The organism is Pseudomonas putida NBRC 14164 (assembly GCF_000412675.1).
GTDB lineage: Bacteria > Pseudomonadota > Gammaproteobacteria > Pseudomonadales > Pseudomonadaceae > Aquipseudomonas > Aquipseudomonas putida.
The window spans coordinates 3,140,058-3,157,927 of sequence record NC_021505.1 but is presented as its reverse complement, the minus strand read 5'-3'; the positions used below and the strand labels follow the sequence as shown (position 1 = coordinate 3,157,927).

The following is a 17,870-nucleotide window of genomic DNA, read 5'->3' as shown; positions in this document are numbered from 1 at the left end:
AGCCTCAGACTCGATTGCCATCTGCCAGAAACCCCATTCGACTAGATACACTACAAGACCTCGCTGAAAGCCGAATGAAGCTCTTTCAATTCTTCGTGTTCTTCATAAGGCTTTGCTGTTTTTCCGATTCGGAAACAGCAGCGCCTACACCACTTCTCCAATGCATCCTCTTCAAGGAGGTAAATTACGATCGTCAGGACGAGACCTATCCAAAAAGCTCCGACTACCAGGCGTGCGAGCAGAACGCGCGCAGCTTGGGTTCCCAGTTTTTTTGCAAGCTCACCCATAGAGGATGCCAACATTCTTGCAAATTTAGTCTTGGCGCTATGGGATAGATGATCAAAAAAAGGTTTTGCCATAGCAATTGCTGTTCCGCCCTCAGCCAGAGCAAGAGCTATCGTCGCGGCGCCTCGAGCTCTGTACGCGGAGGCTAGCCTTATGTTTCGCGCGCTTGATTCTTTATTTTGGGCTTCACGGATATGTTTATCGGCATCGGCGAAATCCCACCACGCCAATACCAGCCCTCCAGTACCGGCCAATCCAGCCCCCCAAAGCTTCAACCTTCCCAAGGTCGCCACAGCACCTCTGCCAGTCGCACTTCTTGCGCCGTATCGGGTTACCACCTGGTCCACATAGCTGGCCCCAATCTCGAAGCCCGCCGCTGCCGTGGTCATCGCGGCCGCCATGAGTTCAGTCTTGATCCGTGCATCACTGTCAGGCAGCTCGCGAGCCTTGAAGGCCATCAGCATGCCTTCCAGCAGGCAGACCAGACCGGCGGCACGCACTTTATAGAAGTCGCTCTTCTGACCGTCAGCCTGCATCAAGCCTTCAGCCCAGGCATGATCCAGATAGCGCGCAATCTGGCGACCGCTGCGTTGTGGGTCAATGGGTTGCCCGCTGCGCGCAGCGTCGCTCAGACGAATGTCGACCGCCGTCTCATGCACCGACGCAAACAACGTCACGCGCAGACCGTGGTGCAGCGCTCGGTCTGCACTGTTGGGGGCGCCGGTTCGGAGTACCTGTCGCCCTAGCGCCACATACCACGCATGCAGGCCGATGCTGGCGGTGTTGTTGCTCTTCTGCAATTCCTCGTACAGCGAGTTGATACGCCCGAACGCATTCGCGGCGATGTGTGCCTGCCGGGCGAGCGATTCGCGCAGTACGAACGACGACTCTGCCGGTGGTTCGGCCTTGGCGGCTTCCAGCAGCGCCGCAAGCTCCTCTCGGAGATCATCCTGGTTGTAGCTGATGCCGCGTATTGCCAGGTTGCCCCGGTCGGCCACGTCGCTGCGCCACCAGTGGTCCAGCACCTTGGTGCCCCATTCACTCAACTCCATGCCGATCACGCACTGGCCGGTCTGCTCGGCAAAGGCCAAGCCGTTGATGAGGTCGGCGTTGTCGTAGCGGTCCAGCGCTTGCAGCAAACGTTCGCTGACTACCCATCGGGCATGGTCCTTGGCGCGGTCTTCTGCCGCTTGCTGGGCGTGTTGCATGGCTTGCTCAAAGGCTTCGAGCTGATCATGCATGGCTGGACGGTCGACCAGGTGGCCGTATTTCTGGTCGAACTTCTTGCTGAACTCGCCAGCCTCCTGACGGGCCTGGACTTTGGCGCGGACATCGCGCTCGAACTGCGCCAGGTGAGGTTTCATGCGCTCGTCATGGGCATCGGCCTGCTGCCTGGCCCGTTCGGAAAAGGCGTAGATCTCGGCGTGCACGTAGGGTTGGTTGCGTATGTTTTCAGCCATGACTTCGCGCTTGACGATCTGCTCGGCCATCATCTGCGGGTAGAGCTTTTCGATCTCCAGGAACGACTGCGCGACCAGCAGCTTGCGCTCATTGTCCACGCCGGGTTCCACGGTGCGCTCCAGCCACCTGGTCTTCACATCATCGACAGCGGCATTGCGCCAGGCGTTGAGCTCCTGGGTAATGCCGATGGCGTCTTCGATGACGATGGCGGCGCCACGGGGCTTGGTCTGGTTCATTAGCGGCGCCAGCGCTTGCCGTGAGGCGTGCGGCGAGACGATCTGGTCATTGTTGAACGGCTGCAGGTCCAGCAGCGCCTGCAGATCTGTGTCGTCCTGGGCCTTGAAGTCGGCTACCCAACCCAGTTGGTCATGCTTGAGCACGTGGGGCTGCGGTGGGGCGTCGGAGGGCTGGATGAAGCGGGCGATATCAATCGCAGGCAGGCTGCTGCGGTACTCGTCTTCAAGCAGGCGGTAGCTGTCGAGCATGCGCGGGGTCAGCGGGGAAGGGCTGAACAATGGGCGCAGTTCCTGAATGTCATCCAGGTCATAGAGCGTGATGGTCCAGCCGAAGCTGCGGATGATCTCATCGAGATTGCCGGCGCTGGGGGCGGGCTCCCAGGGGGCGTCGACGCTGATGTACAGCAGGGAGCCGTTGGGCGCGACGCGGTACTGGCTGTGCCATTCATAGGCCGGTGCGCTGTGGCGCTTGATCAGCAGGTAGAGAAAGCCCTCCCGCAACGGGCGGATGGCGTAGCTGGAATGCGTCATCTCGCCGACGTCCGAGAATGGGCTGAGATAGCTTGGCAGTTTTGGCAGGCGGGCGCGTTGTGCCGGGTTGCCGCCTATGGCGGCGTAGCGCAGGGGCAACAGTTCGAAGCGGCGGGTGCAATTGGCGACGGGGCTGTTGCGCAGGGCGGGGCGGTAGCCGGTGGTGATGCGCCGACACAGTTCGAGGGTTTCACTCAGAGAGTCCATGGTCATTTGCCTCAGTCCTTGGTGCGCAGGCATCGCTGCACATTGTCCATCAGGGATGTCTGTTGCTCGCGGGTGGCGGCAACCGCCTCCTGCCAGGCCGGTGAGTTACTGAGTTGTTCCCCACCGCGAGCCAGCATGAGCACATAGCTGATCAGATCGTCCTCACGGTCCAGGCCTTGCTCGCGCGCCTGATCCAGGTAGTGCTGGATCAAGCCAACCCGCGTGCCGTGGCAAGCGGCAGCCAGGGCAGTGCAGGACGGCTCGACCTTGAGCAACTCGGCAAGCTGATAGCTCAGCGGGTCACCCGCCAATTCGGCCCAACACGCTTCGTTCAACGTGATTGGCGGGAAGTGCGAGGATTGAGGCTGATCACCGCCGGAGATCTGCAGCCACAATCGCTTGTTCGGGTGCGCGACGGGCGACCACCAGTGATGGATGGGCGCCAGCCATTCGCTTACACCGGGCAGTTCACGGTGCGTATCCAGCACTTGCAAGGCTGCAGCGGTGTGAAAACGCAGGAGGTACGAATGGCCGTCAGCACCCGTGACGATGTTGGCGTGGCTTAAATGCCGCGCGAGCCGGTCGGGGGGGAGGGCGCTGACTATCCAGCCGCATACTGCGCCCGCTGCACCCTGTTCAAGTTGCCATTGAAAATCATACTGGGCCGAGACATCCGAGCCCGGGCGCGAACCAAACAACCAGGGGCCTGCTGTGCGCAGGTTGCTGAACTGTGCTTGCTGCAGCAGTGGCCAGCATCGGTCGGCGTAGTACCCGGTCAGTCTTTCCTGCACCTCGGGAGTCAGATTGGCCATTTCCACGATGGCGCTCAGGCGGTAACGGTCGGATGCTCGCAGCACCTCGACCATCGCTCTGACAAATGGGCTGGGCATCAGCTTGCTCCTTCCATGCGAATCATGTTGTGGCCGTCGGCGATCGCTTTCAGCAGGCAGCTGAGGCAAATGGGTTCGCCGGGCTCAGGTACACCAGAAGTTGAAGTGATGCGATTGCTACCCGTAACCTGCTGGTTGACCGGCCCTTTGAAGGACAGCGCAAGGCCGTCCAGCGTGATACCGGCGCCATCGATTCGCAGCAGGCCCGCCGGGCTCCTGATCGTCAGGCTTTCGCTGACCTGAATGTCATAGACCTTGGTGGTGTGCCGGATAGCTTCACCCGTTTTCAGGTTGTGGTGACCGGCCACGACCTGTTCCAGATGGCCGCCGATTTCTACCGTGTGGTTGGCCTTGGTGATGTCCTGGCGGTGGTTGCCTACCTGTTCGATTCGATCCTTGCCTGTGGTGATCGTGTGGGTGCGACCAATGCTCAGGCTGTCGTCGTTGGCGATTTCATGTACCCGGTTCTGGCCAATGCCGACGGACTCGTCACGGGCTACTTCTTCGCGACGGTCCTGCCCAATAGAGATTGTCTCGTCCCGTTCCACGCGCTCCGTGCGGTCGTTGCCCACCCGCGTGGTTTCGTCGTGCTTGACGATGTTGTTCTGGTCCCGCTGGGCATGGATGAACACTTCCTCCTTGCCCAGTTCATCCTCGAAACGCAGTTCGTTGAAGCCATCGCCCTTATGGGTCTGGCTCTTGATGGTCATCCGCGTCTTGTGCTTGGGCAGGTCATACGGCGGCAGCTGATTGCCACAGTAGGTGCGCCCGGTGATCATCGGCTGGTCCGGGTCGGCGTCGACGTACTGGATGATCACGTCCTGGCCTATGCGCGGAATGGCCATCGAACCCCAGCTGCCACCGGCCCAGCCTTGCGACACGCGTACCCAGCAGGAACTGAACTCGTTGTCCTGGCTTTCCCGGTCCCAGGGGAAGCTGACCTTCACCCGGCCCCATTGGTCGCAGTAGATTTCCTCGCCCTTGGGCCCCACCACCGTCGCCATCTGCGGGCCGTCGATGCGCGGCTTGGGCAACGGCGCCGGGCGCCATTCGGTTCTGCCGGGCACCAGCACGGCTGCCTGCGTGTAGCGGGTGTCTTGCCGGGCACCCGCAGCCTCTTCCTGAAGGCTGGTGAACTGGGTGCCTTCATGGTGCACGCGGGTTACACGCCAATGCATGTTCAGGTCGTTGCGCGGGTGCGCGATCAGGGTGAAGCTCAGCCCCGGCTGCAGGCGCACGTCGTCGCCGTCCACCTCGGCCATGCGGGCGTCATGGCGCCAGGCTGTGATGCGGGTGGCGGTGAAGGGGGCGCCGACCGCCCCGCGCTTGTAGCGGCCGGGGTAGTCGAAGCGCTCGTACGTGGTGGACTGGTGCTTCAGGTCGCTGCCGTCGGCACGTTGCTCCTGGCGGTAGGCCGGGTGGGTGAAGGTGTAGTCGCGCTGCACCTGGCGCGCGGTACGTACCTGCTCGCTGTAACGCAGGCGGCGCAGGCACGGCCTGGCCTGGTTGCCGCCGCTGTTGGCGTGGTACAGCACCTGGTTGGGGTCGGTGTCGTCGTCAAAGAAACCTTCGTCCTCGTCATCGCCCTTGATGGCGCCCTGGCTGATCTGCCCCAGCCCCAGCAGCCGGTCGGTGATCAGCAGCTTGTGCAGTTTTGGCGTGTGCTCGAAGCGGTAGACAAAACCCTCTTCGGCGGCCAGGCGGGCGATGAAGTCGAGGTCGGTTTCACCGGCCTGCACGCAGAACTCGCGCACCTCGTGCTTGTCGATGCTTCTCAGCTCGTAGCCGGTGATGCCCTGGCGCTTGAGCATGATCTCGAGAATCTGTGGCACGGTTTTCTGCTGGAAGATGCGCCAGTTCGAGCGCAGCCCGGCGCGGGCCAGCACGGGTTCGACCAGGGCGCGGTAACGGGTGCGATGGAAGCCTGTTTCACCCTGGCTGAAGGTGCTGACCAGGCCGTGCACGTAACGCAGCGGGCGCTCGCCGCGCCAGATCGTGAACAGCACCGGCTTGTCGAGCAACTGGCCAAAGTCGACATCGTCTTCGAAACTGACCAGTTCCAGCTTCAGCTGGAACGGCGTGCTGATAGCTTCGTCCAGTTCGAACGACACCACTTCGAACTCACTCCGGCCAGCCAGCGGCTGGAAGGTAAAGCGCAAATCGGATTGGCTAGGCATATGGCGGCCCCTGCTACTGCTGCAGAATCGCGTTGAGCGATTCCAGGACTTCGGCGGTGAGCAGGTCGAGGCGGTAGCTGTAATAGCTGTAAGCGCAGACCATGGCGACGGCGGAGATGACCAGCGGGCTCCACCAGGGCCACTCCCAGCGTCGCGGGCGGTGGGGGCAATGAACGACGTTGCTGTAGGGGTCGCACACCTCTTCCGGCGTGGGGCCACGCAGTTCGCGGATGACCGTGTGCATGCGCGAGATCAAGGCTTTGATGATGTCTTCGCACTTGGGGTCCAGGGCGTGCTTGCCCCTGAGGCCCAGGCAGAAGCAGTAGTACAGGAACTCCAGTACATCCTGGAATTCCCTGGGCGCCTGCATGACCCGCTCGAGCAGCACGAAGATCTTTTCGCCGCCCTGGGTTTCGTCGTGGAAGATGCTGAGCAGCGGCTGGTGGCTCCAGCACGAATTGTTGCCCCACGGGCGGCTCATCACGGCCTCGTCCAGGTACAGGCACAGGGCATAGGAATAGACTTCCTGGTGCACGATGGGGTACCCGTGCTGCTGGATTTCTTCGCGAATGTTGCTGACCTGGTTTTGCACGGTTTTGTGCACGTAGGCGAGGTTGGGCAGGTCATCCAGGGTGCGCAGGCGAATGACCAGCCCGAACAGCGGGCTTGCCGCGTCGAGCATCAGGTTTGCGAAGCCGCCACGCAGCTGGAACTCCGGGTCGGCGGGGTAGCCGGATAGATCCGTTGCGAGTTGAGGACCAGTACCGGTACGAGGCTGTTGGGTACCCTTGATATCCTCCAGCAGAATTGGCTTTTTCTTGGCCGGCACGGGTGTTTCAGTGCCATCGGACTCTTTGGACATCCTTAATCCTCGTCTAGTTGGAAGGTCAACTCACACAATGGCTGCGAACTTCCCATATGATCGGGCGCAAGCATTATGCGAAAGCCTGAAGACTAACGAGGAATCAATATCTATGGGAGATTGAAACTTCCTAATGGTCTGTAGGAAGTTTCGCTTCAAGTTATTTTTAAATAATTATTAACGAGCAGAGGCTTGATGATTTGTCTGAATTGTTGTTGCTTTTGTGACTGCCGGAGGCTCTATTACGAAGGCTGCGGGATAGCAGGATCACGCATGGCAGGGCAGTTTTCCGGCGCCTGCAACGCGACGCGCCCATAGAAGAACAATGCCGTTGCCCAAGTTGTCAGCCAGACAAAGATCCCAGCCCAGAACGTATGGGACATATAGTGCCAACCCTGCACCACCCGGGTAGTGCCGTACACGAACCCGATCAGCAGAATTGCCACCAGCAACTTGCGCGCATGTGCCCAGCGGTGGCGCAGGGCTACGAAATAGAGCGCCAACAAGGTAAATCCGCTGGAGGCATGGCCACCCGGCCAGCAGCGACCATCGCCGGCCTTGTTCCACACGGAGAAGTTTTCGAACCATTCGACCCGGGTCTGCGAGCCGCCATATAGCGTGGTTTCCACAGGGCAATACACGCTGGTGTGGCTTTTCAGGTAATGAATCACCGTCGTGCTCAGTGCGAACGCCACCACCACGAACAGCAGGTCACGGCGGTGTCGGGTGGTAAAGCGCAGCAATGGTGCGATGCGAGCCTTTTCCAGCATCCGGGTCAGGCCCAGTTGAGGGTGGTTGGCCAGACGCGGCCAGATGAACGACAGCAGGCTGCCGATGACTGCCAGCTCGCCGGTCCAGTCCGGCAGGATGCGAGGCCATTTGTGGGTGGCTTTTTCGAACCACTGGTTGTGCAGCAATGGGAACTGGCCGGTGGCCGGGTCGAGGAGCAGGTTGCTGATCCAGCGATCGAGCTCGGTGAGATCGAATGCAATAAACACGATGGCAGCCAGCAACAGCGGCAGCAGCAGATTATTACGGTAGAAGGCGGTACGAGAGGGCATTGTTCAGAGTTCCTTGGCATCAACGAGACTGGGCCACTCACTGGCCGCTATCTGGCCCAGCAGCTTCGCCTTGCCATCGCTGCCCTGGGTGATGAACAGGGCGCTGGCATAGCTGTTCGACGTCGCGCTGGCAGGTACTTCGAGCGCCTGCTCCAGCCGTTCCATGCAGCCGCTGTGGCTGACCAGCACGAGGTTGTGGCCGTTTCGCTTGAGGGCCAGAGCGTTTTCGGCGAAGTGGCCGTCACACTGATTCAGCCAGCCTCGCGTGGGAACGGTCTTATCAAACATGGCGTGTGCGGTCTGCCGGGTACGCACTTCCGGGCTGGCCCACACGTCGGCTGAGCCCAAGCCAAGGTGCTGCAGGCCGTTGCCGACCTCGGCGGCCACATGGCTGCCCGCGACCGTGATTCCGCTGGGGGCACCCAGGCAAGCACCGCTGGAGCGGTCGCAGCGTTCGGCATGGCGCAGCACCACAATCACCGAGCCTTTCGCCCAGGCGGCCACTAGCCCGCTGTGTTGCAGGTGATGAGGGTTGCCCAGGTTGGGGATGGCCGTGCGGGCATGTGCCCAGGCTGCCGCTACGCCCAGGATCAACAGCAGGCACAAGACTGCGAACACCGCAGTGCCCCAAGGCAATCGGGGTACCTGGGACGCGGGTGATTTGTCGATTACGCCTTGCAGCATGTTTGCCACTCCAGTCAGCTCGCTCCACACAAGAGCGTCGGCACTGTAGGTAGCGGGATGTCGCTAGAGAGTGAGGCTGATGTGAAAAACGCGTTGCCCCGACAGCAGTCAGCCAGTGAGAAGTCAAGTATGAAACCGGTTTCAAAACATTTCTGAACGCGCTAGATTATTCGGCTGTCTTCTTGATGGCCTATCAAGATCACCCCCCATGGAAAATCAGATGGCGCTTATCAAGGCCGCCGCACAGCCGATGAGGATTCGCAATGCCTGAGCATGCTCCAGACAACCCGCGCAGGGATTTTCTGCGCAAGACCTTGACCCTGATCCCCGTGGTTACCGTGGCCAGCACAGGGCTTGGCGTTGGCGCCAGCCAGCTGCTTGCGGCCCCCCAACCGCGTCAGCAACCGAACGTACCGGCCACGCCGCCAGCGGGCAACTATCAACCGACGTTCTTCAGCGCCGAAGAGTGGGCGTTTATACAAGCTGCGGTATCGCGCATCATCCCGGCTGATGAGCTTGGCCCCGGCGCACTCGAAGCCGGCGCCGCCGAGTTCATCGACCGCCAGATGAACACCCCCTACGCGACTGGCGCGCAGTGGTACATGCAAGGCCCGTTCAACGCCGACGCCGCGCCCGAGCTGGGCTACCAGTTGCAGCTCAGCCCGCAACAAATCTATCGCCTGGGCATCGCTGCCGTGGACGGCTGGTGCAAAGCCAACGGCGGGCAAGTTTTTGCCGCGCAAGATAGCGCTACCCGAGACCGTATTCTCAGCAAGGTCGAGGCAGGAGAGCTGGTGTTCGACACCGTCCCGGCGAAGGTGTTCTTCAGCCTGTTGGTGCAGAACACCCGTGAGGGGTTCTTCTGCGACCCGATTCATGGCGGCAACAAGGGCATGGTCGGCTGGACCCAGATTGGCTTCCCCGGTGCCCGCGCCGACTTCATGGACTGGGTCGAGCGTAACGAGCCTTACCCGTTCCCGGCTGTATCGATCCGCGGCGAGAGGGCCTGAGGCATGGCGACTGTGTTGAACAAAGTGGATGCGGTTATCGTCGGCTTCGGCTGGGCTGGCGCGATCATGGCCAAGGAACTGACCCAGGCCGGGCTGCATGTGGTAGCCCTGGAGCGGGGGCCGATGCAGGATACCTACCCGGAAGGCAGCTACCCGCAAGTGATCGATGAGCTGACTTACAGCGTGCGCAAGAAGCTGTTCGTGGATGTGTCGAAAGAAACCGTCACTATCCGCCACAGCGTGAAGGACGTGGCACTGCCCAATCGCCAGCTCGGTGCCTTCCTGCCGGGCAAGGGCGTTGGCGGCGCAGGCCTGCACTGGTCGGGCGTGCACTTCCGGGTCGACCCGGTCGAGTTGCGTCTGCGCAGCCATTACGAAGAGCGCTACGGGCGCAAGTTCATCCCTGAGGGTATGACCATCCAGGACTTCGGCGTCAGTTACGAAGAGCTGGAACCGTATTTCGACTTTGCCGAAAAGGTCTTCGGCACCTCAGGCCAGGCCTGGACCGTCAACGGCCAGGTGGTGGGTGAAGGGAAGGGCGGCAACCCCTACGCGCCGGACCGTTCCAACCCGTTCCCGCTGCCTGCGCAGAAGAACGTGGTGTCGGCCAGGCTGTTCGAAAAAGCCGCCACCAGCCTGGGCTACAAGCCCTACAACCTGCCATCGGCAAACACCTCCGGGCCTTACACCAACCCGTACGGGGCGCAGATGGGGCCGTGCAACTTCTGTGGTTTCTGCAGCGGCTACGTGTGCTACATGTACTCCAAGGCCTCGCCCAACGTGAACATTCTGCCGGCGCTGCGCCAGGTGCCCAACTTCGAGTTGCGGCCCAATGCCCATGTGCTGCGGGTAAACCTGGACGACAGCAAGCGCAAGGCCACTGGCGTGACCTACATCGATGCGCAGGGGCGCGAGGTGGAGCAGCCGGCGGAGCTGGTGATCCTGGCGGCGTTCCAGTTCAACAACGTGCGCCTGATGCTGCTTTCCGGCATCGGCAAGCCCTACGACCCAGTCAAGAACGAAGGTGTGGTCGGGCGTAACTTCGCCTATCAGAACATGGGCACGGTCAAGGCGTTCTTCGACAAGAACACCTACACCAACAACTTCATCGGCGCGGGTGGCAACGGCATTGCCATCGACGATTTCAATGCCGACAACTTCGACCATGGCCCCCACGGCTTTGTCGGCGGCTCGCCGATGTGGGTGAACCAGGCCGGCAGCCGGCCGATTGCCGGCACCTCCAACCCGCCGGGTACGCCGGCCTGGGGCAGTGCCTGGAAGAAAGCCACGGCCGACTACTACACCCACCAGGTGTCGATGGACGCCCACGGCGCCCACCAGTCCTACCGTGCCAATTACCTGGACCTGGACCCCACCTACCGCGACGCCTACGGCCAGCCGCTATTGCGCATGACCTTCGACTGGCAGGAAAACGACATCAAGATGAACCAGTTCATGGTCGACAAGCTGAGCAAGATCGCTCAGGCGATGAACCCCAAGGCCATTGCCGTGCTGGGCAAGCAGGTCAAGGACCACTTCAACACCGCCAGCTACCAGACTACCCACCTGAACGGCGGTGCGATCATGGGCACCGATCCCAAGACCAGTGCACTGAACCGCTACCTGCAAAGCTGGGACGTGCATAACGTGTTCGTGCCGGGGGCTTCGGCGTTCCCGCAGGGGCTGGGTTACAACCCGACCGGGCTGCTGGCCGCGCTGACTTATTGGTCGGCACGCGCGATCCGCGAGCAGTACCTGAAAAACCCCGGCCCGCTGGTCCAGGCCTGAGGAGCGATGAGCATGAAGACAATGTTGATCGCAACCCTGCTGATCGGTGCCACTACGGCCTTACAGGCCGTGGCGAATGACGATGCGCAGGTGCGCCAGGGCGAGTACCTGGCCCGCGCCGGTGATTGTGTGGCCTGCCACACCGCCAAGGGCGGCAAGGCCTTTGCCGGCGGCCTGCCGATGGAAACGCCAATCGGCACGGTGTACTCCACCAACATCACCCCGGCGGCCAGCGGCATCGGCAATTACAGCTTCGAAGACTTCGACCAGGCGGTACGCAAGGGCATTGGCAAGGATGGCAGCACCTTGTACCCGGCCATGCCATACCCGTCGTATGCGCGGGTCAGCGAGCAGGACATGCAGGCGCTGTACGCCTACTTCATGAAAGGTGTGGAGCCGGTCGAGCAGGCGAACCAGGCCACTGACATTCCCTGGCCGCTGAGCATGCGTTGGCCGCTGGCAATCTGGCGTGGTCTGTTTGCGCCAGAGGCCAAGCCTTGGCAAGCCTCGGCCGCAGCCGACCCGGTGGTGAACCGTGGCGCTTACCTGGTTGAGGGCCTTGGGCATTGTGGCGCCTGCCATACGCCGCGGGCGCTGACCATGCAGGAAAAGGCGCTGAGCCCTGCAGAGGGCGAGCAGTTCCTGGCCGGCAGCGCACCGCTGGAAGGCTGGATCGCGAAAAACCTGCGTGGCGATCACAAGGACGGCCTGGGCAGCTGGAGCGAAGCGCAGCTGGTGCAGTTTCTGAAGACCGGGCGTAGCGATCGCAGCGCGGTGTTCGGCGGCATGAGCGATGTGGTCGAACACAGCATGCAGCACATGAGTGACGCCGACCTTACCGCTATCGCCCGTTATCTGAAGACCCTGCCGCCGAGCAACCCGAATGACCAGCCGCACGTCTACGACAAGCAGGTGGCGGATGCGCTGTGGAAGGGGGATGACAGCAAACCCGGAGCGGCGGTGTACATCGACAACTGCGCGGCCTGCCACCGTACCGATGGCCAAGGCTACACCCGCGTGTTCCCCGCGTTGGCTGGCAACCCGGTGGTACAGACCGCAGATGCCACGTCGCTGATTCACGTGGTGCTTGCGGGGGGGACGGTGCCGGCGACGCACACCGCGCCGTCGAACTTCACCATGCCGGCATTCGGCTGGCGCCTGAGTGACCAGGAGGTTGCCGAGGTGGTGAACTTCATCAGAACCAGTTGGGGTAACCACGGCAGCGCCGTTACGGCGGGTGATGTGAAGTCGCTTCGCTGACCTCTCCAGCTGCACACTGATCCACTGTGGGAGCGGGTTTACCCGCGAATGCGATGTCGAAGCTACCGACGCATTCGCGGGTGAACCCGCTCCCACATTTTTTTGGTTGAAATTGTATTTGCATCAATCATTTAATTTTATTATCTAACCTTGAATATCAAGTTTTTTTTCAACATTGCCGACCAACGGCAGGTTGACGAACTGCCGTAGTTTTGCTGTATTGAAACCGGTTTCATCGCTATCACAATAATCATAAGGACAGCCCATGACCGACGCGCCTGCCCATCCCCGCGAACGGGTCACCATCAGCGAAGTAGCGCGTGTCGCTGGCGTTTCCAAAGCCACCGTCTCCCGTTACATCGGTGGCGATCGCCAATTGCTGGCCGAAGCCACGGCCAAGCGCCTGGCAGATGTCATCGAACGCCTTGGCTACCGCCCCAACCAGATGGCCCGCGGCCTCAAGCGTGGCCAGACGCGACTGATCGGCATGCTGGTGGCCGATATTCTCAACCCCTATTCAGTGGCCGTGATGCATGGCGTGGAAACCGCCTGCCGTCAGCACGGTTACAGCCTGGTGGTGTGCAACACCAACCGCGACGACGAGCAGGAGCGTCACCACCTGGTGGCCCTGCAGAGTTACAACGTTGAAGGGTTGATCGTGAACACGCTCGGGCATCACCCCGGCGAACTGCTCAACCTGCAGCGTGACATCCCCATGGTGCTGGTCGACCGCCAATTGCCCGAGCTGAATGTCGACCTGGTGGGCCTGGACAATGCCGATGCGGTCGAGCAGGCCCTCGACCATCTGCAGGCCCAGGGCTACCGCGACATCCTGGCGGTCAGCGAACCCCTCGATGGCACCAGCTCACGCCTGGAGCGGGTGCAGGCATTCGGCGCGTCGGTCAGCCGCCGGCCCGGCATGCGCCAGCAGGTGCTGGAAATCAGCGCCGGGCTGCAGGGCCAACTGGCTACGTTTCTTGCCAGCCGCGGCCATGGCCCGCAAGCCATCTTCACCTTCAACGGCGTTGCCACTTTGGCGGTGACCAGGGCCCTGCACGAGGCCGGATGCAACCTGTTCGCCGATGTCGGGCTGATCGCCCTCGACGACCTCGACTGGTACCCCTTGGTGGGCAAAGGCATCACTGCACTGGCCCAACCCACCGAGCGTATCGGTGTGGCGGCATTCGAAAGCCTGCTCGGTCGCCTGCGCGGCGACAGCGGGGCAGCCCGGCGCATCGACTTCAAGGCCAACCTCATCATCCGCGGTTCAACCCAACCCCAGTAAGCAACGGCAGGTCTGCGCCTGCTACTGCCGACTAAAAATGAAACCGGTTTCATAAGGATAAAAACAATGCACCCGAACCCCGTTTCCATCAGCCTCTCAAGCTACGGTGCCGACTTTGTGCGGCAGCGTGGCCAGGAGCAGTTCCTGGACATGCTGGCGGCCGCTGGCGTCAGCCGAGTGGAATTGCGCGAAGAGTTGTTCGCCAGTGCACCGGACGCGGCTGCACTCGGTGCGGTCATCGCCGCACTGCGCCTGGAGTGCCTGTACTCGACACCTCTTGAACTGTGGACCGCGCAAGGCGTGCCTGACCCGCTACTGGTCCATAAGCTGGAAACTGCCCGGGCGCTTGGCGCTGTAGCGCTGAAGGTTTCCTTGGGGCACTTCGATGCGCACTGCGATGTAACCGCCCTGGCAGCGCTGCTGCCTGCGCATGGGCCGCTGCTGCTGGTGGAAAACGATCAAACCGCACAGGGTGGCAGGATCGAACCGCTGCTGCAGTTCTTCCAGCGTGCCGACACGCTTGGGCTGCGCCTGGGCATGACCTTCGACATCGGCAACTGGCAGTGGCAAGGCGAGCCTGCGCGGCAAGCCGCACGGCAACTGGGCCGTTGGGTGCGCTATGTGCATTGCAAGGCTGTGCAGCACCGGGCCGATGGTCGCCTGGTTGCCATACCGCCCCAAGCGGCGGACCTGCAGGCGTGGGCAGCGCTGATGACCGAGTTCGCCCCCGGTGTGATGCGCGCCGTGGAATACCCCCTGGTTGGCGAAGACTTGCTGGCGGTTACCCGTGCCCAGGTACGCAGCCTGGCTGCATTGGGCGCGAGGGTGGAGGTGGCCCATGCATGAGCATGACGTGCTGTGCTTCGGCGAGACCATGGCCATGTTCGTCGCCGAGCAAACAGGTGACCTGGCCAGTGTCGGCCAGTTCGGCAAACGCATCGCCGGCGCGGACAGCAACGTGGCCATCGGCTTGGCACGCCTGGGCTTCAAGGTGCGCTGGCTGAGCAGGGTAGGCGACGACTCGCTCGGCCGTTTCGTGCTCGAAAGCTTGCGCCGCGAAGGCCTTGACTGTTCCGGTGTCGAGGTGGATGCCAGTTACCCGACGGGTTTTCAGCTCAAGGCGCGTTGCGATGATGGCAGCGACCCGGCAGTGGAGTACTTTCGCCGCGGTTCGGCAGCCAGCAGGTTGTCGCCCGCACTGCTGAGCCCTGCCTGCCTTCAGGCTCGCCACCTGCACGCCACCGGCATCCCGCTGGCGCTGTCCGACAGCTGCCGTGCGCTGTCCCACGCGCTGGTGGACGCCATGCGCGCAGCCGGGCGCAGCATATCGTTCGACCCCAACCTGCGGCCCTCGCTGTGGCCGGATCAAGACAGCATGGTGCGCGAAACCAATGCCCTGGCGGCCAAGGCCGACTGGGTTCTACCGGGCCTGGAAGAGGGGCGGTTGCTGACCGGCCAGCATACCCCGGCGGACATCGCCGCGTTCTACCTCGACCAAGGGGTGGAACTGGTGGTGATCAAGCTGGGCGATGCCGGCGCCTACTTCCGCAGCGCCAAGGGCGAAGGACAGGTAGCACCCGTGCCGGTCAGCAGAGTGGTGGACACCGTCGGTGCCGGTGACGCCTTCGCCGTCGGCGTGCTCAGCGCGTTGCTGGAGGGCCGCGCCGTGCCCGCAGCAGTGGCGCGTGGCAACTGGTGCGGCAGCCGCGCCGTGCAGTCGCGCGGCGACATGGAAGGGCTGCCGTTGCGCCACGAGCTGGAGGCCTACGACCTGCGCAGGAGCGCGTGAGCCAGCCAACCCCGAATCACCTGTTGCAACAAAAAAAACAAGCTCAGGAGAACCAAACCATGCAAAGCCAAAGCCTGGCACCTCGCCGCTGGTGGTATATCATCCCGATTGTGTTCGTCACCTACAGCCTGGCGTACCTGGACCGCGCCAATTACGGCTTCGCCGCCGCCTCCGGCATGGCCGAAGACCTGCACATCACCCCCGTGCTGTCTTCGCTGTTGGGTGCGCTGTTCTTTCTCGGTTACTTCTTCTTCCAGGTGCCCGGCGCCATCTACGCCGAAAAGCGCAGCGTGAAGAAGCTGATCTTCGTCTGCCTGATCCTGTGGGGCGGCCTTGCCACGCTCACCGGCATGGTCAGCAACGTCTACATGCTGATCGGTATCCGCTTTCTGCTCGGGGTGGTAGAGGCCGCCGTCATGCCGGCCATGCTGGTATACCTGTGCCACTGGTTCACCCGTGCCGAGCGCTCGCGTGCCAATACCTTCCTGATGCTCGGCAACCCGGTGACCATCCTGTGGATGTCGGTGGTTTCGGGGTACCTGATCAAGCATTACGACTGGCGCTGGATGTTTATCATCGAAGGCCTGCCTGCCGTGATCTGGGCGTTCTTCTGGTGGCGCCTGGTGGATGATCGCCCGGCCCAGGTGAAGTGGCTGAGCGATCAGGAGAAGGCGGCGCTGGCGCAGGCACTGGCTGCCGAGCAACAGGGTATCAAGCCCGTGAAGAACTACCGCGAGGCGTTCCGCTCGCCGCAGGTGATCATCCTGGCGCTGCAGTACTTCTGCTGGAGCATTGGCGTGTACGGTTTCGTGCTGTGGCTGCCGTCGATTCTCAAGCAGGCCGCGAATGTGGATATCGTGCAGGCCGGCTGGCTGGCCTCGGTGCCGTACCTGGCGGCGGTGCTCGCGATGGTGGGTGTGTCCTGGGCGTCCGACCGCCTGCAAAAGCGCAAGCGCTTCGTCTGGCCGCCACTGTTGATTGCCGCCGTGGCGTTCTATGGCTCGTACGCGTTGGGCAGCGAGCATTTCTGGCTGTCGTACGCGTTGCTGGTGGTTGCCGGCGCCTGCATGTACGCACCCTATGGCCCGTTCTTCGCGATCGTGCCCGAGATCCTGCCGGCCAACGTCGCAGGCGGGGCCATGGCGCTGATCAACAGCATGGGCGCGCTGGGCTCGTTCGGCGGCTCGTGGCTGGTGGGCTACCTGAATGGCGCTACCGGTGGACCAGGGGCCTCTTACCTGTTCATGTGCGGCGCACTGCTGACCGCGGTGGCACTTACCGCCGCACTCAATACATCCCAGACGTCTGGCCGGGCCAAGCGCGGTAGCTCGCGGCTGGCCATGAACCCATAGGAAAACTGCAATGAAGAAGCGAATCGTGCTGTACAAACGCCTGTCCGACGACTTGATGGCCCGCCTGCAAGAGCGCGTTGAGGTGACCTGGGTGGATACCTCCCTGCCCGATGGCCTGGCCCGCCTGCGCGATGCGTTGCCGGGGGCTCACGGGTTGCTGGGGGCCAGCCTGCGCCTGGATGCCAGCCTGCTGGACCTGGCGCCTCAGCTGGAAGTGGTGTCCAGCGTTTCGGTGGGCGTGGACAACTACGATGTTGGCGAACTCAGCCGGCGTGGCGTGATGCTGACCAACACACCTGACGTGCTCACCGAAACCACTGCCGACACCGGCTTTGCCTTGATTCTGGCTAGCGCCAGGCGGGTGGTGGAGCTGGCGAACTGGGTGCGTGACGGCCATTGGCAGGCCAACCTGGGGCCGGCGCATTTTGGCTGTGACGTGCATGGCAAGACCTTGGGCATCGTTGGCATGGGCCGCATCGGCGAAGCCTTGGCCCGGCGTGCGGCAGCCGGCTTTGGCATGCGCGTGCTGTACCACAGCCAGCGCGCCAAGCCCGAGGTGGAGGCGCGCCATGCGGCACGCCAGTGCAGCCTGGATGAGTTGTTGCAGCAGGCGGACTTCGTTTGCCTGACGGTGCCGCTGAGCGCCAGCACCGAAGGCTTGATCGGCGCACGGGAGCTGGCGTTGATGAAGCCTGAGGCTATCCTGGTGAACATCTCACGCGGGCGCGTGGTGGATGAGCAGGCGCTGGTCGAAGCGTTGCGGGCCAGGCGCATACGCGGTGCGGGGCTGGATGTGTTTGTGCAGGAGCCGCTATCAGTAGACTCGCCGCTGTTGCAGCTCGATAACGTGGTAGCGACACCGCATATCGGCTCGGCGACCGAGGAAACCCGGCAGGCCATGGCGCGTTGCGCGGTAGACAACCTGCTCAGCGCGCTGGCCGGCGAGCGGCCGGCGAATTTGGTGAATGAGGTGTGCAGGACGTGAGAACAAG

Annotated in this window: 14 protein-coding genes; 8 read left to right on the top strand and 6 right to left on the bottom strand. The window is 62.4% G+C overall.

Annotated features, from left to right (window positions below; translation table 11 throughout):
* Positions 1-50: 50 nt before the first annotated feature.
* The 6 genes from PP4_RS14025 to pmrG form a co-directional block, all read right to left on the bottom strand.
* A complete protein-coding gene (locus PP4_RS14025) occupies positions 51-2,720 on the bottom strand; it encodes a T6SS effector BTH_I2691 family protein (RefSeq protein ID WP_041168035.1) in 2,670 nt (889 codons plus the stop codon).
* 11 nt (positions 2,721-2,731) lie between these two features.
* Positions 2,732-3,610, bottom strand: a complete 879-nt coding sequence (locus tag PP4_RS14020; protein WP_016499847.1) for a DUF4123 domain-containing protein — start codon at positions 3,608-3,610, stop codon at positions 2,732-2,734.
* Entirely contained in the window at positions 3,610-5,787 is a 2,178-nt protein-coding gene (locus PP4_RS14015; protein WP_016499846.1) for a type VI secretion system Vgr family protein, read from the bottom strand. Before PP4_RS14015 ends, PP4_RS14020 begins: the two co-directional genes overlap by 1 nt.
* A gap of 13 nt (positions 5,788-5,800) precedes the next feature.
* Positions 5,801-6,649 (bottom strand): type IVB secretion system protein IcmH/DotU, encoded by an 849-nt coding sequence (gene icmH, locus PP4_RS14010; RefSeq protein WP_016499845.1) that lies wholly within the window; start codon positions 6,647-6,649, stop codon positions 5,801-5,803.
* Between the two features lie 242 nt (positions 6,650-6,891).
* Entirely contained in the window at positions 6,892-7,710 is an 819-nt protein-coding gene (locus PP4_RS14005) for a phosphatase PAP2 family protein (protein ID WP_016499844.1), read from the bottom strand.
* A 3-nt stretch (positions 7,711-7,713) separates the two neighbouring features.
* Positions 7,714-8,394 (bottom strand): lipopolysaccharide core heptose(II)-phosphate phosphatase PmrG, encoded by a 681-nt coding sequence (gene pmrG / locus PP4_RS14000; protein WP_016499843.1) that lies wholly within the window; start codon positions 8,392-8,394, stop codon positions 7,714-7,716.
* 263 nt (positions 8,395-8,657) lie between these two features.
* Here pmrG and PP4_RS13995 point away from each other — a divergent pair, with 263 nt between their 5' ends.
* The 8 genes from PP4_RS13995 to PP4_RS13960 all read left to right on the top strand — a co-directional run bounded on the left by PP4_RS13995 (position 8,658) and on the right by PP4_RS13960 (position 17,863).
* Positions 8,658-9,404, top strand: coding sequence for a gluconate 2-dehydrogenase subunit 3 family protein (locus tag PP4_RS13995; RefSeq protein WP_016499842.1), 747 nt, complete (start codon positions 8,658-8,660; stop codon positions 9,402-9,404).
* Positions 9,405-9,407: 3 nt separating this feature from the next.
* A complete protein-coding gene (locus PP4_RS13990) occupies positions 9,408-11,192 on the top strand; it encodes a GMC family oxidoreductase (RefSeq protein ID WP_016499841.1) in 1,785 nt (594 codons plus the stop codon).
* Positions 11,193-11,204: 12 nt separating this feature from the next.
* The gene (locus PP4_RS13985) at positions 11,205-12,452 is read left to right on the top strand and encodes a cytochrome c (RefSeq protein WP_016499840.1); all 1,248 of its coding nucleotides are present in this window, start codon (positions 11,205-11,207) and stop codon (positions 12,450-12,452) included.
* A 265-nt stretch (positions 12,453-12,717) separates the two neighbouring features.
* Positions 12,718-13,737: a transcriptional regulator PtxS gene (ptxS, locus tag PP4_RS13980; protein ID WP_016499839.1), complete on the top strand. Its 1,020-nt coding sequence runs from the start codon at positions 12,718-12,720 to the stop codon at positions 13,735-13,737.
* 66 nt (positions 13,738-13,803) lie between these two features.
* Positions 13,804-14,583, top strand: coding sequence for an epimerase KguE (locus PP4_RS13975; RefSeq protein ID WP_016499838.1), 780 nt, complete (start codon positions 13,804-13,806; stop codon positions 14,581-14,583).
* Complete coding sequence (locus PP4_RS13970; protein ID WP_016499837.1) at positions 14,576-15,526, top strand: sugar kinase; 951 nt, start codon at positions 14,576-14,578, stop codon at positions 15,524-15,526. The genes PP4_RS13975 and PP4_RS13970 overlap by 8 nt, the downstream gene beginning before the upstream one ends.
* Before the next feature lie 59 nt (positions 15,527-15,585).
* A complete protein-coding gene (locus PP4_RS13965; RefSeq protein ID WP_016499836.1) occupies positions 15,586-16,878 on the top strand; it encodes an MFS transporter in 1,293 nt (430 codons plus the stop codon).
* 10 nt (positions 16,879-16,888) lie between these two features.
* Positions 16,889-17,863 carry a 2-hydroxyacid dehydrogenase gene (locus tag PP4_RS13960; protein WP_016499835.1) on the top strand — a complete coding sequence of 325 codons (975 nt, stop codon included), beginning with the start codon at positions 16,889-16,891 and terminating at the stop codon, positions 17,861-17,863.
* The last annotated feature ends 7 nt before the right edge of the window (positions 17,864-17,870 follow it).